12 protein-coding genes are annotated in these 17,069 nt (G+C 73.9%); 9 read left to right on the top strand and 3 right to left on the bottom strand.

Annotation, left to right across the window (positions count from 1 at the left end):
- The first annotated feature begins 196 nt into the window (after positions 1-196).
- The gene (locus tag ACVW07_RS16250) at positions 197-1,030 is read left to right on the top strand and encodes an HAD family hydrolase (protein ID WP_456820263.1); all 834 of its coding nucleotides are present in this window, start codon (positions 197-199) and stop codon (positions 1,028-1,030) included.
- Between the two features lie 313 nt (positions 1,031-1,343).
- On the opposite strand, the gene ACVW07_RS16245 is transcribed toward ACVW07_RS16250, so the two are convergent.
- Entirely contained in the window at positions 1,344-2,306 is a 963-nt protein-coding gene (locus ACVW07_RS16245; RefSeq protein ID WP_456820262.1) for a cell filamentation protein Fic, read from the bottom strand.
- Between the two features lie 55 nt (positions 2,307-2,361).
- Between ACVW07_RS16245 and ACVW07_RS16240 the strand changes: the two genes are divergently transcribed.
- A complete protein-coding gene (locus ACVW07_RS16240; protein ID WP_456820261.1) occupies positions 2,362-3,756 on the top strand; it encodes a malic enzyme-like NAD(P)-binding protein in 1,395 nt (464 codons plus the stop codon).
- Positions 3,757-3,762: 6 nt separating this feature from the next.
- Here the strand turns inward: ACVW07_RS16240 and ACVW07_RS16235 are convergent, their stop codons facing one another.
- The gene (locus ACVW07_RS16235) at positions 3,763-4,884 is read right to left on the bottom strand and encodes an NADH:flavin oxidoreductase/NADH oxidase (protein ID WP_456820260.1); all 1,122 of its coding nucleotides are present in this window, start codon (positions 4,882-4,884) and stop codon (positions 3,763-3,765) included.
- Positions 4,885-4,975: 91 nt separating this feature from the next.
- Between ACVW07_RS16235 and ACVW07_RS16230 the strand changes: the two genes are divergently transcribed.
- From ACVW07_RS16230 to ACVW07_RS16215, 4 genes are all read left to right on the top strand, one after another.
- A complete protein-coding gene (locus tag ACVW07_RS16230; protein ID WP_456820259.1) occupies positions 4,976-5,926 on the top strand; it encodes a formate/nitrite transporter family protein in 951 nt (316 codons plus the stop codon).
- A gap of 60 nt (positions 5,927-5,986) precedes the next feature.
- Entirely contained in the window at positions 5,987-6,898 is a 912-nt protein-coding gene (locus ACVW07_RS16225) for a hypothetical protein (protein WP_456820258.1), read from the top strand.
- Positions 6,899-7,049: 151 nt separating this feature from the next.
- Positions 7,050-9,059 (top strand): acetate--CoA ligase, encoded by a 2,010-nt coding sequence (gene acs, locus ACVW07_RS16220; protein WP_456820257.1) that lies wholly within the window; start codon positions 7,050-7,052, stop codon positions 9,057-9,059.
- 320 nt (positions 9,060-9,379) lie between these two features.
- Positions 9,380-10,807: a cellulase family glycosylhydrolase gene (locus tag ACVW07_RS16215; RefSeq protein ID WP_456820256.1), complete on the top strand. Its 1,428-nt coding sequence runs from the start codon at positions 9,380-9,382 to the stop codon at positions 10,805-10,807.
- Positions 10,808-10,889: 82 nt separating this feature from the next.
- On the opposite strand, the gene ACVW07_RS16210 is transcribed toward ACVW07_RS16215, so the two are convergent.
- Positions 10,890-12,497 carry an NAD(P)-binding domain-containing protein gene (locus ACVW07_RS16210; RefSeq protein ID WP_456820255.1) on the bottom strand — a complete coding sequence of 536 codons (1,608 nt, stop codon included), beginning with the start codon at positions 12,495-12,497 and terminating at the stop codon, positions 10,890-10,892.
- A gap of 380 nt (positions 12,498-12,877) precedes the next feature.
- Here ACVW07_RS16210 and mshD point away from each other — a divergent pair, with 380 nt between their 5' ends.
- Genes mshD through ACVW07_RS16195 form a run of 3 tightly spaced genes read left to right on the top strand, consistent with a single transcriptional unit; the run spans position 12,878 to position 17,063 of the window.
- Positions 12,878-13,858, top strand: a complete 981-nt coding sequence (gene mshD, locus ACVW07_RS16205) for a mycothiol synthase (protein ID WP_456820254.1) — start codon at positions 12,878-12,880, stop codon at positions 13,856-13,858.
- Entirely contained in the window at positions 13,855-16,092 is a 2,238-nt protein-coding gene (locus tag ACVW07_RS16200) for an RNA degradosome polyphosphate kinase (RefSeq protein WP_456820253.1), read from the top strand. Before mshD ends, ACVW07_RS16200 begins: the two co-directional genes overlap by 4 nt.
- Positions 16,089-17,063, top strand: coding sequence for an NUDIX hydrolase (locus tag ACVW07_RS16195; protein WP_456820252.1), 975 nt, complete (start codon positions 16,089-16,091; stop codon positions 17,061-17,063). The genes ACVW07_RS16200 and ACVW07_RS16195 overlap by 4 nt, the downstream gene beginning before the upstream one ends.
- Positions 17,064-17,069: the final 6 nt, after the last annotated feature.

Genomic DNA, 17,069 nt, shown 5'->3' with positions numbered 1-17,069 from the left:
GGGAGATGGCGACCGCACGGAACGGGGAGACCCGGGCGACCGTTGCGGGCTGTGGACGCGTCGACGCACGTCAGCCCTGCCTGTCGTCGGTGCCGCCCACTAGGCTCGCCGCGACCAGACGACGAGCCGACCAGACCTCACCCAGACCCGACCGACGGGGCGCGCCTGCAGGCCGGCCCGCGACACCCGGAGCAGCATGGACGAGCACCCGACGCCCGCGGCGTCCCCACCGGTGTCCCGCACCCGCGAGGCGGCGTTCTTCGACCTCGACAAGACCATCATCGCCACGTCGTCCGCGACGGCGTTCTCGCGGTCGTTCCTCGCCGAGGGTCTGCTCACGCGCCGGTCGGTGGTCCGGACGGCCTACGCGCAGCTGCTCTACCTGGTGGGCGGTGCCGACGAGGGCCAGACGGAGCGTCTGCGCGTGCAGCTGTCCCGGATGGTGACGGGCTGGGACGTCGCGCAGGTGTCGGCGATCGTCGCGGAGACGCTGCACGAGTCGATCGACCCGACGGTGTACGCCGAGGCCGTCGCTCTCATCGAGGAGCACCATGCCGCAGGCCGCGACGTCGTCGTCGTGTCGGCGTCGGGCAGCGAGATCGTCGAGCCGATCGCCGCGGTGCTCGGTGCCGACCACGTGATCGCGACCCGCATGGCGGTCACCGACGGCCGCTACACGGGCGGGATCGACTTCTACGCGTTCGGCGAGAACAAGGCGACGGCGATCCGGGACCTGGCGGCCGAGCAGGGGTACGACCTCGACGCGTGCTTCGCCTACTCCGACTCGATCACCGACGCGCCCATGCTCGCGGCGGTGGGCCACGGCTTCGCCGTCAACCCGGACAGGGCGCTGCGCCGGCTCGCCGTCACGAAGGGCTGGGGGACGCTGTCGTTCAACCGGCCCGTCGCCCTGTTCGCGTTCGCGCGGCCACCCGCGCGGGTGATCAGCGCGGGCGCCGTGGTGGTCGCCGTGGGCGTGGTCGTGCTGGCGTGGTGGCTCGTGCGGCGGCGGCGGCGCCGTCGGACCTGACGGACCCCGCCGGCAAGGACGCGGATGCCGGTCCGCCTTCCGGACCGACGTCCCGGCATGCGGACAGGCCGGATCGTTGACCAGGGCGATCGTCCCCGGGGGTGTGCATGGGCTGCCGGGTGGGGTACCAAGGATCCACAACTGGATCGCCGTGAGGGTACCCACGCGCAGGGCAGCCCACCTATGGGCAGGTCGACCGGGCTGGTCCCGTCGCGACCGAGACAACGCACGCCTGATCACCCTCCCGGCACCGTTCGGCGACGGCGCCCCCGCGGGGGCGCCGTTGTTCGTCCCGCCCTGCCGACGCGAGACGTCAGCCGGGAGCGATCCGGCCGGCGAGCACGGCGTCCGCCACCCGGCCCGCCTGGCCGGCGCCGTCCACCACGCCTGCTGCGCACGCCCGCACCCACCCGGCGACGCCGTCGGGCGTGCCGGTCGCGAACCCGGCCGCCGCAGCAAGGTAGGGGTTCGGTGCCGACGACCAGCCGGCCTCGGCGACGACGGACCCCGTGGGGTCGAGCCCTCTCGAGGTGAGGAGCAGGCGGGCGACGGCACGCGCCACGACCCCGTTCCCGGCGACGAACGGCCGCACCGCGAGCAGCTCGCCGTGCACGACGGCCGTGACGACGAGTGCCGGCGCCTGCGTCGACGCCACCACACGGCCCAGCAGGTCGAGCCGCGCGGCGACGTCGTCCCCCCGGGGTGCGGGTCCGAGGCCGGTGAGGTCGCGCGGGGACTCGTCGTGCCGCAGCCGCCCCACCGCGGACCGGTCCAGCCACCCCTCGGTCGCCGCGGCGTGCACGCGCGCGAGCAGCTGACCGAACGGGGGCAGCGCGACGTGGCCTCGCGCGCCGAGGTCCGGCATCAGCCGTTCCACCAGGGCCGTGGCGCGGACCGTGCCCCACACGACCGCCCTGGTGACGTCCGAGAGGCCCGAGACGTCCGTCGCTCCGGCAGCGTCCGGCAGCCCCGTGGGCTCCGTGCGGACGGCCGAGGACTCCGGTGCGCTCGTCGCGAGCGCCCGGACCACGCCGAGCGGCACCCGTGCACCGTCCAGGGCCGCGCTCGCCCGCGCGCCCCGCAGGCCGGCCTCGGCACGGACCTCGCGCCACCGCCGCCGGTAGGCCTCGTGCCAGCGCAGCTCCTCGCACGCGGTGCGTGCGGCCTCCACGGCCGCCATGACGCCGGGCAGCTCGACGACACCGGCGAGCGGGTCGGCGGGCGCCGCGGACGGCTCCCCGGCACGCCCCGCAGCACCTCGACCCGCATCGAACACGGCGACACCCTACGCATACGTGCGTGGAACACCCTCGCAGCCGGACAATGGCGACATGTCAGCGCCGAGCGTCTCGTCGTCCATCACGGCCCGGCTGGAGGTGCAGGCCCGACCCACCGCGGTGAGCGAGCTCACCACCGCGATCGAGGCGGCGGGAGGCGTGGTCACCGCGCTCGACGTCACGGCGTCCGGGCACGAGCAGATGACGGTCGACGTCACGTGCGCGACGCGGGGCGAGCAGCACGCCGCGGACATCGTCGAGGTGCTCAAGGGCCTGCACGGGGTGGTCGTCGAGCGGGTCAGCGACCGGACGTTCCTCATGCACCTCGGCGGCAAGATCTCGATCGAGTCGAAGGTCCCGCTGCGCAACCGCGACGACCTGTCGATGGTCTACACCCCGGGCGTCGCACGCGTGTCGGAGGCCATCGCGGCGCACCCGGAGGACGCCCGCCGGCTCACGATCAAGCGCAACACGATCGCGGTGGTGACCGACGGCACGGCGGTGCTGGGCCTCGGCAACATCGGGCCGCTCGCGTCCCTGCCGGTGATGGAGGGCAAGGCGGTGCTGTTCAAGCGGTTCGCGGGCATCGACGCCTTCCCGATCGCGCTCGACACCACGGACGTCGACCAGATCGTGGAGACGGTCTGCGCGATCGCGCCGGTGTTCGCGGGGATCAACCTGGAGGACATCTCCGCGCCGCGGTGCTTCGAGGTGGAGCGGCGGCTGCGGGACCGGCTCGACATCCCTGTGTTCCACGACGACCAGCACGGCACCGCGATCGTGGTGGTCGCGGCGCTGACCAACGCGCTCAAGGTGGTCGGCAAGAAGATCGACGAGGTGCGGATCGTGCTGTCCGGCGCGGGCGCCGCGGGCACGGCGGTGCTGCGGCTCCTGCTGGCGGCCGGTGCGCGCGACGTGGTCGCCGGGGACATCGAGGGCATCGTGCACGCCGGCCGGCCCGGTCTGGCGCCGTCGCTCGAGTGGTGTGCGGCGGTGACGAACCCCCGGGGCGTGACGGGGTCGATCGCCGCCGCGCTGGCCGACGCCGACGTGTTCATCGGCGTCTCCGCGCCCGACATCCTCACGGGCCAGGACATCTCGACGATGGCGCCCGACTCGATCGTGTTCGCGCTGGCGAACCCCCGGCCGGAGGTCGACCCCGACGAGGCGGCCCAGTACGCCGCGGTGGTGGGCACCGGCCGGTCGGACTTCGCGAACCAGATCAACAACGTGCTGGCGTTCCCGGGGGTGTTCCGGGGCCTGATCGACGCCCGGTCGCACCGCATCAACGACGAGATGCTGCTGGCCGCGGCCTTCGCTCTCGCCTCGGTGGTCCGGGACGACGAGATCAACCCGACCTACATCATCCCGAGCGTGTTCAACCCCGAGGTGACCACGCAGGTCGCGGCAGCCGTCGAGCGCGCCGCACGCTCGTCGGGCGAGGTCTGAGGGCCGTCAGCGCCAGGTGCCGCGCGCGTACTGCGGCTGCCACCCGGTGACCGTGGCGAAGCCGTCCACGTCCGCCGTGGGCTCGGCGACGGGCAGCTCGACGGTCGGCGCGCCGAGCTCGTGCGCGGCACGCAGCGGCCAGTGCGGGTCGCGCAGCGCACCTCGCCCGACGAGCACGGCGTCCGCCGAGCCGTCGGCGATGGTGGCCTCCGCGAGACGCGGGTCGTCGAGCAGCCCGACGGCCGCGACGGGCAGCCCGGACGTCTCCCGGACCGCGCGCGCGGCCGGCACCTGGTAGCCGGGCCCCACGGGGATCTCCGCCGGCGCGTTGCCACCGGTGGACACATCCACGAGGTCGACGCCGTGCCCGGCGAGCTCCTTCGCGACGAGCGAGACGTCCTCGACCGTCAGCCCGCCGTCCACCCAGTCGGTGGCCGACAGACGGGCGAGCAGCGGACGGTCGTCGGGCCACACGACCCGGACGGCGTCGGCCGTCTCGACGAGCAGCCGCATCCGGTTCTCGAGGCTGCCGCCGTACTCGTCGTCCCGCTCGTTGGACAGGGGCGAGAGGAACTGGTGCAGCAGGTACCCGTGCGCGGCGTGCAGCTCCACGACGTCGAAGCCGGCGTCGAGCGCCCGGCGCGCGGCGGCGGCGAACTGCCCGGGGACCGCCTCGACCTCAGCGGCGGAGAGCGCGTGCGGGCCGGCGTAGCCCGGGAACGCGGAGGAGGACGGCCCCACCGTCTGCCACCCGCCGTCCGCCACGGCGACCGAGCCGCGCCCGGCCGAGAACGGCCGGTAGGTGGAGGCCTTGCGTCCGGCGTGCGCGAGCTGCACGCCGGCGCGGGTGCCGCGGGCGTGCACGAAGTCGGTGACGCGACGCCACGCCCGCACCTGCTCCTCGCTCCACAGTCCGGTGTCCTGCGGGCTGATCCGCCCCTCGGGCACCACGGCGGTCGCCTCGGCCAGCACCAGCCCGAACCCACCGGCGGCGCGTGCGCCGAGGTGCACGAGGTGCCAGTCCGACGGGACGCCGTCCGTCGCGGAGTACTGGCACATGGGCGCGAGCCACGCGCGGTTGGCGAAGGTGGTGCCCCGGAGGGTGAGCGGTGCGAAGAGTGCGGTCATGTGCCGTCGCAACCCGCACAGATGCCGCTCGCATTCCCGACCGGCCCTTTCGTCCCAGGAAACGGGCGACAGGGACCGGCAGGCTGGGTGGGTGCTCACCATCCCCGAGGCCGTCGACGCCCAGGCCGACGCCGCCCACCACAAGGTGGACCTGCTCGCGACGCCTGCGCTGCTCCTCGTCCGGACGATGCTCGCCGGCGCGTTCATCGGCATCGGCGTGCTCATCATGGCGACCGCCGGCGGTCCGCTCGTCGTCGCCGGCTCCGCGTTCGCACCGCTCGTCCAGGGGCTCGTGTTCGGCGTGGCCCTGACGATCGTCGTGGTCGCCGGCGCCGAGCTCGCGACCTCGGCGATGATGATCCTGACCCAGGGCGTCATGCGCGGCACGGTCGGCGCGCTGCGCGCCGGCGTGACCCTGTTGGCCGTGCTCGTCGGCAACCTGCTCGGGTCGATCGTGTTCGCGACCCTCGTGCACCTCTCCGGCGTCCTGGCGCCGGGCACCGCGGGCGGCACCGTGATCGCCGGCATGGTGGAGCACAAGGCCGCCGAGACGAACGGCCAGCTCTTCGTCCGCGGGATCCTGTGCAACCTGCTCGTCTGCCTCGCGATCTGGTGCGCGGGGCGGCTGCGCAGCGAGGGAGCGCGGATCGCGGTGGTCTTCGCGTGCGTCATGGTCTTCATCACGTCGGGCTTCGAGCACGTGGTCGCCAACATGACGACCTTCTCGCTCGGCATCCTCGGTGGGCTGCCGGGGGCGAGCGTCGCCGAGCTCGGTCGGAACATCGTGGCCGTCGGGCTCGGCAACCTGGTCGGCGGCGCCGTGCTCGTCGGGGCCGCCTACGCCTACGGCACGGGACGACGAGCGGCGCACCCCGCCGCTGACGAGAGCCCGTCGGACGCGTGCCCGGCCCCCGGCCCTGCCGTGGTGGACGACCCGCCGCGCCTCGCCGTGCCGGCCGGCGGCAGCCCGGCACCGGCCGGCGGCAGCCCGGCACCGGCCCGCGAGCCGGTGCGCGAGGCGGTGGCGCTCGCCTTACGGTGAAGCGAAGGGCGACGCCGGCGACGGCGACGCACCGCGCGACGAGCAGCCGAGGAGCAGGCCATGAGCACCTCCGACCCGCACGCCACCGCCGACGGGACGACGGGCGCCGGCGGCTCCGCGCCCGGCTCCCAGCAGCCCGCCACGCCTCCCCCCACCACCGCACCGCAGGCCGAGGCCGCCGCGGTCCGGACCGGCACACCCACCGAGACCAGCACCGACACCGGGCGACACGCGGTCGTCCGGCCGAACCCCCTGCCGCCCGCCCCGGCGCCGGCCCCGGCGGACGCCGCAGCGGCCGAGCGCCGGCCGGCGGTGCGCCCTGCGACGCACGGCCCGGCCGCACCGTCGACCGGGACGCCACCACCCGCCACGGACGCCATGACCTCGGGCCCGGCCACCCCGGACGCCGCCGTTCCGGACACGCCGGACACCCCGGAGGCCTCCGGCCCTCCGACCGCCCCCGAGGACCCGCGGCTGTTCCCCGACCCGAACGCCCCGCGCAGCACCAGTCTCGGCGCGCACGTGCTCGGCGTGGTCGTCGGCCTGGTCCTGGCGCCGATCGGGATCGCGACCACCTTGCTCGGCCAGTCGCGGATCCTCGCCGCGCAGGTGGACGGCTGGGACGGGTCGACCGAGGTGCTCGGGATCGTGCTGGTCACCGCCGGCCTGCTCCTGCTGGCGGTCGTCGTGCTGCTGGGCCTGTGGACGCCGTCGGTCCCGCTGACCGGCGGGGCGGCCCTCGCTCTCGTCGGCTCGGTCTACCTGTATGCGCCGGCGCTGGCACGGGAGCAGACGCTGAACGTGCTCTCGTCGTCGGGCTGGCGGCTGACCGTCACCCAGGTGACGGTCGCGGGGACGTCGGGCACGCTGGTCGTGGCCGGGGTCCTGCTGCTCGTCGCGGGCCTGGTCACGGCGCTGGCCCGACGCTTCGGCGTCCGGCTCGGTGCGTTCCGCGAGCGGCACCGCGTCTGAGCTGCTGCACCGGCGCCGGACGGACGCCCGCCTCCGAGGCCCCGCGCGGGCACCATGTGAGCCGGTTCACCCGTCCCGCTAGAGTGCGGTGCCGGGTCGGACCGCTCCCCGACCCCCGCCCGCACCGACGTCGTTGCACAGGAGGTCGCACGTGACCGACACCACCCCCGTCCCCGCAGCCGAGGCCGGTGGCCTGGAGAACCTGCTCTCCGAGAGCCGCCGCTTCCCGCCGTCCGCCGAGTTCGCCGCCCAGGCCAACGCGCAGAGCGACCTGTACGCGTGGGCCGCAGCCGACCGGGTCGGCTTCTGGGCCGACCAGGCGCGCGAGCTCCTCGACTGGTCGACGCCCTTCTCCGAGACGCTGGACTGGTCCGGGGCCCCGGTGGCGCGCTGGTTCGCGGACGGGACGCTGAACGCGGCGTACAACGCGGTGGACCGCCACGTCGAGGCAGGTCGCGGCGACCGGGTCGCCCTGCACTTCGAGGGCGAGGGCGGTGACACCCGCACGCTCACCTACGCGGACCTCCAGCGCGAGGTGTCGAAGGCCGCGAACGCGCTGGTGGCGCTGGGTGTCGGCACCGGTGACCGGGTCGCGATCTACCTGCCGCTGATCCCCGAGGCCGTCGTCACGATGCTGGCGTGCGCCCGGATCGGCGCCCCGCACTCCGTGGTGTTCGGCGGCTTCTCGGCGGAGGCGCTGAGCTCGAGGATCAACGACGCGGAGGCGAAGCTCGTCGTCACCGCGGACGGCGGCTACCGCCGGGGAGCGGCGTCCGCCCTGAAGCCGGCCGTCGACGAGGCCATCGCCAAGGGCACGCCGTCCGTGGAGCACGTCCTGGTCGTGAAGCGCACCGGGCAGGATGTCGCGTGGACCGAGGGCCGGGACGTGTGGTGGTCGGACGTCGTCGACACCGCCTCGGACCAGCACACGCCGGTCGAGGTCGAGGCCGAGCACCCGCTGTTCATCCTCTACACGTCGGGCACCACCGGGAAGCCGAAGGGCATCTTCCACACCACGGGCGGCTACCTGACGCAGGCCGCGTACACGCACCGGACCGTCTTCGACCTGAAGCCGGAGTCGGACGTGTACTGGTGCACGGCCGACATCGGCTGGGTCACCGGGCACACCTACGTGGTCTACGGGCCGCTGGTCAACGGCGCGACGCAGGTCATCTACGAGGGCACGCCGGACACGCCGCACCGCGGCCGCTGGTGGGAGATCATCCAGAAGTACGGCGTGACGATCTTCTACACCGCCCCCACCGCCATCCGGACGTGCATGAAGTGGGGCGAGGAGATCCCGGCCCAGTTCGACCTGTCGTCGCTGCGGGTGCTCGGCTCCGTCGGTGAGCCCATCAACCCGGAGGCGTGGATGTGGTACCGCCGGGTGATCGGCGGCGACCGCACCCCGATCGTCGACACGTGGTGGCAGACCGAGACGGGCGCCATCATGATCAGCCCGCTCCCGGGGGTGACCGAGACCAAGCCCGGCTCGGCGCAGGTGCCGCTCCCGGGCATCGCGGCGGACGTCGTGGACGACGAGGGCCACCCGGTGCCCGACGGCGGCGGCGGCTACCTGGTGCTCACGGAGCCGTGGCCGGCCATGCTGCGCGGCATCTGGGGCGACCAGCAGCGGTTCGCGGACACGTACTGGTCCCGGTTCCCGGGCCTGTACTTCGCCGGCGACGGCGCCAAGAAGGACGAGGACGGCGACATCTGGCTGCTCGGCCGCGTGGACGACGTCATGAACGTGTCGGGCCACCGGCTGTCCACCACCGAGATCGAGTCGGCGCTGGTGTCCCACCCGTGGGTCGCGGAGGCGGCCGTCGTCGGTGCGACCGACGACACGACCGGCCAGGCCGTCGTCGCCTTCGTCATCCTGCGTGGCGGCGGCGGTGGGGTCGACCAGTCGGGCCAGGACGTGCAGAAGGAGCTGCGCAACCACGTCGCGAAGGAGATCGGGCCCATCGCGAAGCCCCGGCAGATCCTCGTGGTCGCGGAGCTCCCCAAGACCCGGTCCGGCAAGATCATGCGCCGCCTGCTGCGCGACGTGGCCGAGCACCGCCAGGTGGGCGACGCCACGACGCTCGCCGACGCGTCGGTGATGGACCTGATCGCGACCGGCCTCGCCGCGGGCTCCGCGGCGTCCTCGGAGGACTGACCGTCCCCTCGGTCCACGTGGGCCCCCGCCGACCGCCGGCGGGGGCCCACGCGTCTGTGCCCGGGGGCACCGTGGCGAGCGACCGCGGCACGCGCGGCCGTCCCACCGGACGAGCACCTGGGCATGCCGGAAGGACCGGGCGGCCGTCAATGGCGGCAAAGCGTTTAGGCCGATGGAGTGCGTCTACCGCCTCTGATTGTGTGACCGCGCACCCGCTCGTCGACCGGCCGGCGGAACGGCGGGCGGGTGCATCCACCCACGAGAACCCTCGGGCTGTCGCGCGCCCGCGAACGCCCGAAAACTCAGGAACGAGGATGTCCATGAGGTCTCGACTCCCCTTGCTGTCCGTCGCCGTGCTGGCGTCGGCAGCCGTCGCGCTCGGCGCGACGTCGCTCGTCCCGACCGCGGCCGGCGCCGCCACGCCGCCCGGGCTGCACGTCTCCGGCACCCAGCTCGTCGAGAAGGACGGCACCCCCTTCGTCGCACGCGGCGTCAGCCACGCGCACACCTGGTACACGTCGCAGACGCCCACGGCGATCCCCGCCATCCGCGCCGCCGGGGCCAACGCGCTGCGGGTCGTCCTGTCGGACGGCACCCGGTGGACCAAGAACGACGCCACGGACGTCGCGAACATCATCAGCCTGTGCAAGGCGAACAAGCTCATCTGCATGCTCGAGGACCACGACACCACCGGCTACGGCGAGGAGAGCGCAGCCGCGAGCCTCGACACCGCCGCCAGCTACTGGATCTCGCTGGCGTCCGTCCTCAAGGGCCAGGAGGACTACATCCAGATCAACATCGGCAACGAGCCGTTCGGCAACAACGACACCGCCAACCTCAAGTGGGCGTCCGACACGTCGGCGGCGATCCAGAAGCTGCGCGCCGCCGGCCTGCACCACAACATCGTGGTGGACGCCCCCGCGTGGGGCCAGGACTGGAAGAACGTCATGCGGGACAGCGCCGCAACGGTCGCCGCCGCGGACCCGGACGCGAACACGCTGTTCTCGATCCACATGTACGACGTCTACTCGAGCGCCTCGACGATCACGTCGTACCTCGACGCGTTCAAGGCCAAGGGCCTGCCGCTGATCGTCGGCGAGTTCGGCTACCGGGCGACCTCGTCCAACGTGGACATGGACACCGTGATGTCGGAGGCCGTGAAGCGGAACATCGGGTACTACGGCTGGTCGTGGTCGGGCAACACCGACCCGATCCTCGACATGGTGACGAGCTTCAACCCCGCGCAGCTCTCCGCCTGGGGCCAGCGGGTCCTCAACGGCACGAACGGCATCAAGGCGACGGCTGTGACGGCGAAGATCTACGGCGGCGTGCAGCCCACCCCCACGCCCACGGTGACGCCGACGCCCACGCCGACGCCCACACCGACGCCCACGCCCACAGTGACCCCGACGCCCACCGTGACCCCGACGCCGACGCCGACCCCGAACCCGGGCGGCAGGTGCTCCGCGTCGCTCAAGGTGCTCAACGACTGGCCGGGCGGCTACCAGGCGACGGTCACGGTCAAGGCCGGCAGCGCGATGATCAGCTCGTGGACCACCGCGTTCACCCTCCCCTCCGGCGGCTCGGTGGCGAGCGGCTGGGCGGGCACGTACTCGTCGTCCGGGTCGTCCGTCACCGTCTCGAACGCGGCGTGGAACGGGCTCCTCGGAGCCGGCGCGACCGCGGAGTACGGCTTCGTGGCCAACGGTCCGGCACCGACCGGAGCCGTCGCGGTGACCTGCCGCTGACGTGAGGCCCGGCCGGCTGCCTCGGAGGCGGCCGGCCGGGCACCGCGGGAGGGGGCGCCGGGCCTGCGGGGACCCGGGAGCGCTACATCCCCAGCAACCGGCCCAGGTTGCGCACGGCCTCCCGCCCGGCCCGCGTCGCGCCGACGGTCGACGCGCTGGGTCCGTACCCGACCAGCTGGACCCGCTGGTCGGCCACCACCTCCGTGCCGTCCATGACGATCCCGCCACCACCGCCGCGCAGGCGCATCGGGCCCAGGTGGTCGAGCGAGGGACGGAACCCGGTGCACCACAGGATGGTCCGGGCCTCGACGTGCGGCGGCCCTGCGACCCAGCCGTCGGGTGCCTCGGCGGGCGCGTCCGTCCAGGTCACACCGTCGGGCTCGATCAGGTCGAACACCGGACGCGCACGGAGCACCCCGTCCGCGATCCCCTGGCGGTAGGCGGGTGTCAGTGGCAGCCCGGTGACGGAGACGATGCTCTGCGGCGGGAGCCCGGCCCTCGTCCGCTCCTCGACGAGCGCCACCGCGTCCCGCCCGACCTCCGGCGTGAAGTCCTCGTCGCGCCACGCGGGCGGTCGACGGGTGACCCACGTGGTGGTGGTGACGCGGGCGAGCTCCAGCAGCAGCTGGACCGCGGACGTCCCGCCCCCGACCACCACCACGTGCCCGTCCGCCAGCTCGTCGGCGCTCCGGTAGTCGTGCGTGTGCAGCTGCCGGCCACGGAACGTGTGGCGCCCCGGATAGGTCGGCCAGAACGGCTTCCGCCAGGTACCGGACGCGTTGACGAGACCACGCGCGCTCCAGACGACCGTCTCGCGCGGCCCGACCACGCTCTGCGACCTCACGAGCAGCCGACCGTCCGGGCCGGGCTCCACGGACGTCACCCGCACGGGACGTTGCACGTGGAGGTCGAACTCGCCCTCGTACTGCGCGAAGTAGTACGGCACCGCCCGCGCGGCCGGCTCGTCCGGGTCCGGCACGACGAGCGGCATGCCGGGCAGGTCGTGCACGCCGTGCGCGTCGGCCATCGTGAGCGTCGGCCACCGGTGCTGCCACGCTCCGCCCGGCTGCGCGGCGTCGTCGAGCACCACGAACGTGGACCCGGCCGTCTCCCAGCCGCGCTCGCCGACCGCCACCAGGCCGCGCCGTCGCAGGTGGTACGCGGACGACAGCCCTGCCTGCCCGGCACCGACGACCACCACGTCGACCTCGACGACGTCGGCACCGGTCCGCACCGACCCGGCTCCCGCGGCGTCGGCCGACACCGTCCGACGGCGTGCCGCCCGACGACTCTGGATCGGCACGACCGGCACGTCTGGCTCGACCGGCACGTCTGGCTCGACCGGCACGTCTGGCTCGACCGGCACGTCTGGCGCGACCGGCTCCCCCGGCTCGACGGGCACGTCTGGCGCGGCCGGCATGACGGGCACGACCGGCACGTCTGGCGCAACCGGCACGTCCGGCGCGACCGGCACGTCTGGCGCGACGGGCGCGTCTGGCGCGACCGGCTCGCCGACGCCTGCCGAGGCACCCATCGGGACGCCGGTCGCGGCACGGGGCGAGGGCACGGCCCGGACGCCGGTCGCCGCACGGGGCGGCTTCACCGCCGGGATGATCGCCGTGACGTCGGTCCGCGTGCCGGCCGTGATGTCTCGCCGCCGGGCCAGCACCGGCCGGCCCGGGTCGGTCACGGCTGAACCGGCCGCTACACGCACACCCGGGTCGGCGGGTACGGGCAGACCCGCGTCAGCCTCCCGAGGCACACCCGGGTCGGCGGGCACAGGCAGACCCGCGTCAGCCTCCACGGCGGGTACAGGCACACCCGCGTCGGCCGGCAGGGGCGCACCCGCGCCGGCCGTGCCGGGACCGCGCTGCGTGATCGACAGCCCGTCGGCCTGCCGCAGCTCGCGGCGCGTCCGCGGGGTCCGCTCACCTGCGCCCTGGGTGATCGGCGAAGCATCCATGTCCGACCCAACGTACCCGCTGCACGGAGGGCGCACGGCTGGTCGGCGTGCGCGGCGTCGGCCGCGGCGCGGTCGGCAGCCCTCGCCGCACATGGTGGGATTGGGCCATGCCGGACGACATGACTGCGCAGGTCACGGTGACTGCCACCGCGGGCCCGCTCCGGAGGGAGACCGCCGGGGCCGTCCGCCGGCTCGCGGACCGGGCGGCCGTCGTCGACCGGGTGGCCCCGCTCTCTGAGCAGCCCCTGCTGTGGCTGACGGACCCAGAGCCGCCCGCCGTCCACCTGTGCGCCACGGACCCGACCGGTGAGCTGGTCGGTTACGCCCAGGCGGACGTCGGCGCGGCCACCTCGGCGTCCGCCGAGCTCGTCGTGGACCCGGCCCGTCGCCGCACGGGCATCGGCGCACGCCTGCTGGACCGGCTCGGGTCCGAGGCGGCCGTCGTTCCGGGGCGCAGCCTGCGGGTGTGGGCCCACGGCGACCTGCCGGCGGCGCGGGCGTTCGCGCACCGCGCCGGGATGGTCGTGATCCGTGAGCTCTGGCGGATGGGACTGGACCTGACGGCGGACCGGCCCGGCCGCCCGCTGCCCCAGGGCGTGACGGTCCGCACGTTCGTCCCGGGGCAGGACGAGGAAGCCTGGCGTCGGGTGAACGCCCGGGCGTTCGCGTACCACCCGGAGCAGGGCCGCATCACCTCGAACGACCTGCGCGCCCGCGAGGCGGAGCCGTGGTTCGACCCGGCGGGCTTCCTGCTCGCCGAGCGCGAGGGCACCCTGCTCGGCTCGGTCTGGACGAAGGTGCACGCGGCCGGCGCCGGCGCCGGCGGGCACGCAGCCGCCGTCGGTGAGATCTACGTGGTCGGGGTGGACCCGGACGCGCAGGGACTAGGGCTCGGCGGCGCGCTGACGGCGCTCGGCCTGGACCACCTCGCGGGCCTCGGGCTGGCCAGGGCGGTCCTGTACACCGGCGCCGAGAACACCGTCGCGATCCGCACGTACGGCCGTCTGGGATTCGTCAAGGAGGCGGCCGACGTCATGTTCGGCTACGGCACCCAGGCTTCACCCTCAGGTGTCACGATGGGCTCATGACGGACGCCCCTGCCATCGACCCGTCCCTCGCGGCACACATCGCCGAGCACATGGCGAGCGCCGACGTCCGGGAGACGAATCCGGAGCTCGAGCCCTTGCCCGACGACCGGTTCCTCGACCGCGAGCTCTCCTGGCTGGCCTTCAACCAGCGCGTCCTCGAGCTCGCCGAGGACCCCGAGCTGCCCCTGCTGGAGCGCGTGCGGTTCCTGGCGATCTTCGCCTCGAACCTGGACGAGTTCTTCATGGTCCGGGTGGCCGGGCTCAAGCGCCGGATCGCGACGGGCATCGCCGTCACGGCGGCGTCAGGCCTCTCGCCCCGGCAGGTGCTCGAGGCGATCAGCGACAAGGCGCACGAGCTGCAGGACCGGCACGCCCGGGTGTTCGCCGAGCGCGTGCAGCCCGAGCTCGCCGCCGACGGCATCACCCTGGTCCGCTGGGACGACCTGGGCGAGAGCGAGCAGGACCGGCTGCGCAAGTTCTTCCGCCGGCAGATCTTCCCGGTGCTCACGCCGCTCGCCGTGGACCCGGCGCACCCGTTCCCGTACATCTCGGGGTTGTCGCTCAACCTCGCGGTCGTGGTGGTGAACCCGACGACCGGCAAGGAGCACTTCGCGCGGGTGAAGGTGCCGCCGCTGCTGCCGCGGTTCATCGCGGTCGACGCGAGCGGCCGCCCGTCCGCGCCCGACGTGCAGGCGGCGTCCGTGGAGAAGGGTCCCATGTCGTTCGTGCCCGTCGAGGACGTGATCTCCGAGCACCTGGAGCACCTGTTCCCGGGCATGGAGGTCATCGAGCACCACACGTTCCGGGTGACCCGCAACGAGGACGTCGAGGTCGAGGAGGACGACGCCGAGAACCTCCTGAAGGCCATGGAGAAGGAGCTGCTGCGGCGCCGCTTCGGTCCGCCGGTACGGCTCGAGCTGGCCGACGGGATCAGCCCGCGCATCCGCCAGCTGCTCATCAGGGAGCTCGGCATGGCTCCCGAGGAGGTGTACGAGCTGCCCGCGCCGCTCGACTTCACCGGCCTGAACGTCATCGCCGACCTGGACCGGGCCGAGCTCCAGTTCCCGCGGTTCATCCCGACCACGCACCGGCAGCTCGCCGAGGTGGAGAGCGCGACGCCGGCGGAGGTCTTCGCCAAGATCCGCGAGCGGGACATCCTGCTGCATCACCCCTACGACTCGTTCTCGACGTCGGTGCAGACGTTCCTCGAGCAGGCGGCCAACGACCCGCAGGTTCTGGCGATCAAGCAGACGCTCTACCGCACCTCGGGCGACTCCCCCATCGTCGACGCCCTGATCGACGCCGCCGAGGCGGGCAAGCAGGTGCTGGCCCTCGTCGAGATCAAGGCACGGTTCGACGAGCAGAACAACATCTCCTGGGCCCGCAAGCTCGAGCAGGCCGGCGTGCACGTCGTGTACGGGATCGTCGGGCTCAAGACGCACTGCAAGCTGTCGCTCGTGGTCCGTCAGGAGCCGGACGGGCTGCGCCGGTACAGCCACGTCGGCACCGGCAACTACCATCCGAAGACGGCCCGGCTGTACACGGACCTCGGGCTGCTCACGGCCGATCCCGAGGTCGGCCAGGACCTCACCCGGCTGTTCAACCAGCTGTCCGGCTACGCCCCGAAGTCGCGGTTCCACCGGTTGCTCGTCGCCCCGCGCAGCGTCCGCGCCGGACTGGTCGAGCGCATCGAGCGGGAGGCGCGCGCCGCCCGCGCCGGTGAACGGGCGTGGATCAAGATCAAGGTCAACTCGATGGTCGACGAGGCCGTCATCGACGCGCTCTACCGGGCGTCCCAGGCCGGCGTGTCGGTCGACCTGGTGGTCCGTGGCATCTGCGCGCTCCGGCCCGGCGTCCCCGGCCTGTCGGAGAACATCCGGGTCCGTTCGATCCTCGGCCGCTTCCTCGAGCACTCGCGGATCTTCGCGTTCGCGAACGCGGTCCCGGACCCGGACGCCACGTTCGAGGGCGCCGAGGTGTACATCGGCTCTGCGGACCTGATGCACCGCAACCTCGACCGCCGCGTCGAGGCGCTCCTGCGCATCGCCGATCCCGACCAGGTCACGGAGATCGTCGACCTGGTCGACGAGTCGATGGACGAGCGCACGTCGTCCTGGTACCTCGGGCCGGACGGCACGTGGGTCCGCCACAGCCGCGGGCCCGACGGACCGCTCATGGACCAGCAGGGTGCGCTGATCCAGCGGCAGCGCCGCCGCCCCGGGACCGGCCGGTGAGGGCAGCCCGTCCGCCGGTTGTCGTCGAGGCGGCCGGAGCGCTCGTCTGGCGGGTCCGGACGGGACGGCTGCAGGTGGCTCTTGTGCACCGGCCGCGATATCACGACTGGTCGTGGCCCAAGGGAAAGCTCGACCCGGGCGAGTCCACGGTGCAGGCGGCGACCCGCGAGGTCGCCGAGGAGACCGGCCACGAGATCGTGCTCGGCCTGCCGCTGCCAGGTCTGGAGTACGAGCTGGCCGACGGGCGCCTCAAGCGCGTGCACTACTGGGCGGCGCAGGTGGCGGGCCGTCCCGACTCCGCCGCGCTGCGCGCCCGCCCGCCGGTCCCGCGGGCCTCCCGCGAGGAGGTCGACCAGGTGCGCTGGCTCGACGTCGACGTCGCCGCGAAACGGCTCACCCGGCAGGAGGACCTCGCACCGCTCGCCGCACTGGTCGAGGACAACGCGCAGGGCCGGCTCGACACGCGAGCCGTCGTCGTCGCCCGGCACGGGACGGCCCGCCGCCGCGCCGACTGGGACGGCTCGGAGCTCGACCGCCCGCTCACCGACGCAGGACACCGGCAGTCTCGCGCGCTCGTGCCGATCCTGTCCGCGTTCGGCGTGTCGCGCGTGGTCACGAGCGCGTGGGCACGGTGCACCCAGACCGTCCAGCCGTACGCGGCGGCCACCGGCCTGGAGCCGGAGGTGTCGACCGTGCTCACCGAGGCGGCCCACTCCACGTCGCCGGCCCAGGTGGCGGCCGAGGTGGCCGGGCTGTTCGCGTGGCCTGCCGACTCCGTGGTCTGCACGCACCGGCCGGTGCTGCCGACCGTCGTGGACGTGCTGGCGCAGCACGCCCTGCGGCCGGTCGCCGACGCGCTGCCGCGGCTCGACCCGTTCCTGCACCCCGCGCAGGTGCTCGTCGCGCACGTGGCGCAGACCGAGAAGGGTCCTCGCGTGGTGGCGACCGAGACGCACCACCCGGAGGACTGAGCACCC

It is taken from the genome of Cellulomonas sp. URHB0016, from assembly GCF_054057935.1.
This window is presented reverse-complemented; position numbering and strand designations above follow the sequence as displayed.

What these genes read in the sequence shown, in the direction of transcription:
- ACVW07_RS16250 (WP_456820263.1), top strand. Translation starts at nt 197, where the DNA reads ATGGACGAGCACCCGACGCCCGCGGCGTCCCCACCGGTGTCCCGCACC.
- mshD (WP_456820254.1), top strand. Translation starts at nt 12,878, where the DNA reads ATGCCGGACGACATGACTGCGCAGGTCACGGTGACTGCCACCGCGGGC.
- ACVW07_RS16215 (WP_456820256.1), top strand. Translation starts at nt 9,380, where the DNA reads ATGAGGTCTCGACTCCCCTTGCTGTCCGTCGCCGTGCTGGCGTCGGCA.
- ACVW07_RS16235 (WP_456820260.1), bottom strand. Translation starts at nt 4,884, where the DNA reads ATGACCGCACTCTTCGCACCGCTCACCCTCCGGGGCACCACCTTCGCC.
- ACVW07_RS16240 (WP_456820261.1), top strand. Translation starts at nt 2,362, where the DNA reads ATGTCAGCGCCGAGCGTCTCGTCGTCCATCACGGCCCGGCTGGAGGTG.
- ACVW07_RS16200 (WP_456820253.1), top strand. Translation starts at nt 13,855, where the DNA reads ATGACGGACGCCCCTGCCATCGACCCGTCCCTCGCGGCACACATCGCC.
- ACVW07_RS16225 (WP_456820258.1), top strand. Translation starts at nt 5,987, where the DNA reads ATGAGCACCTCCGACCCGCACGCCACCGCCGACGGGACGACGGGCGCC.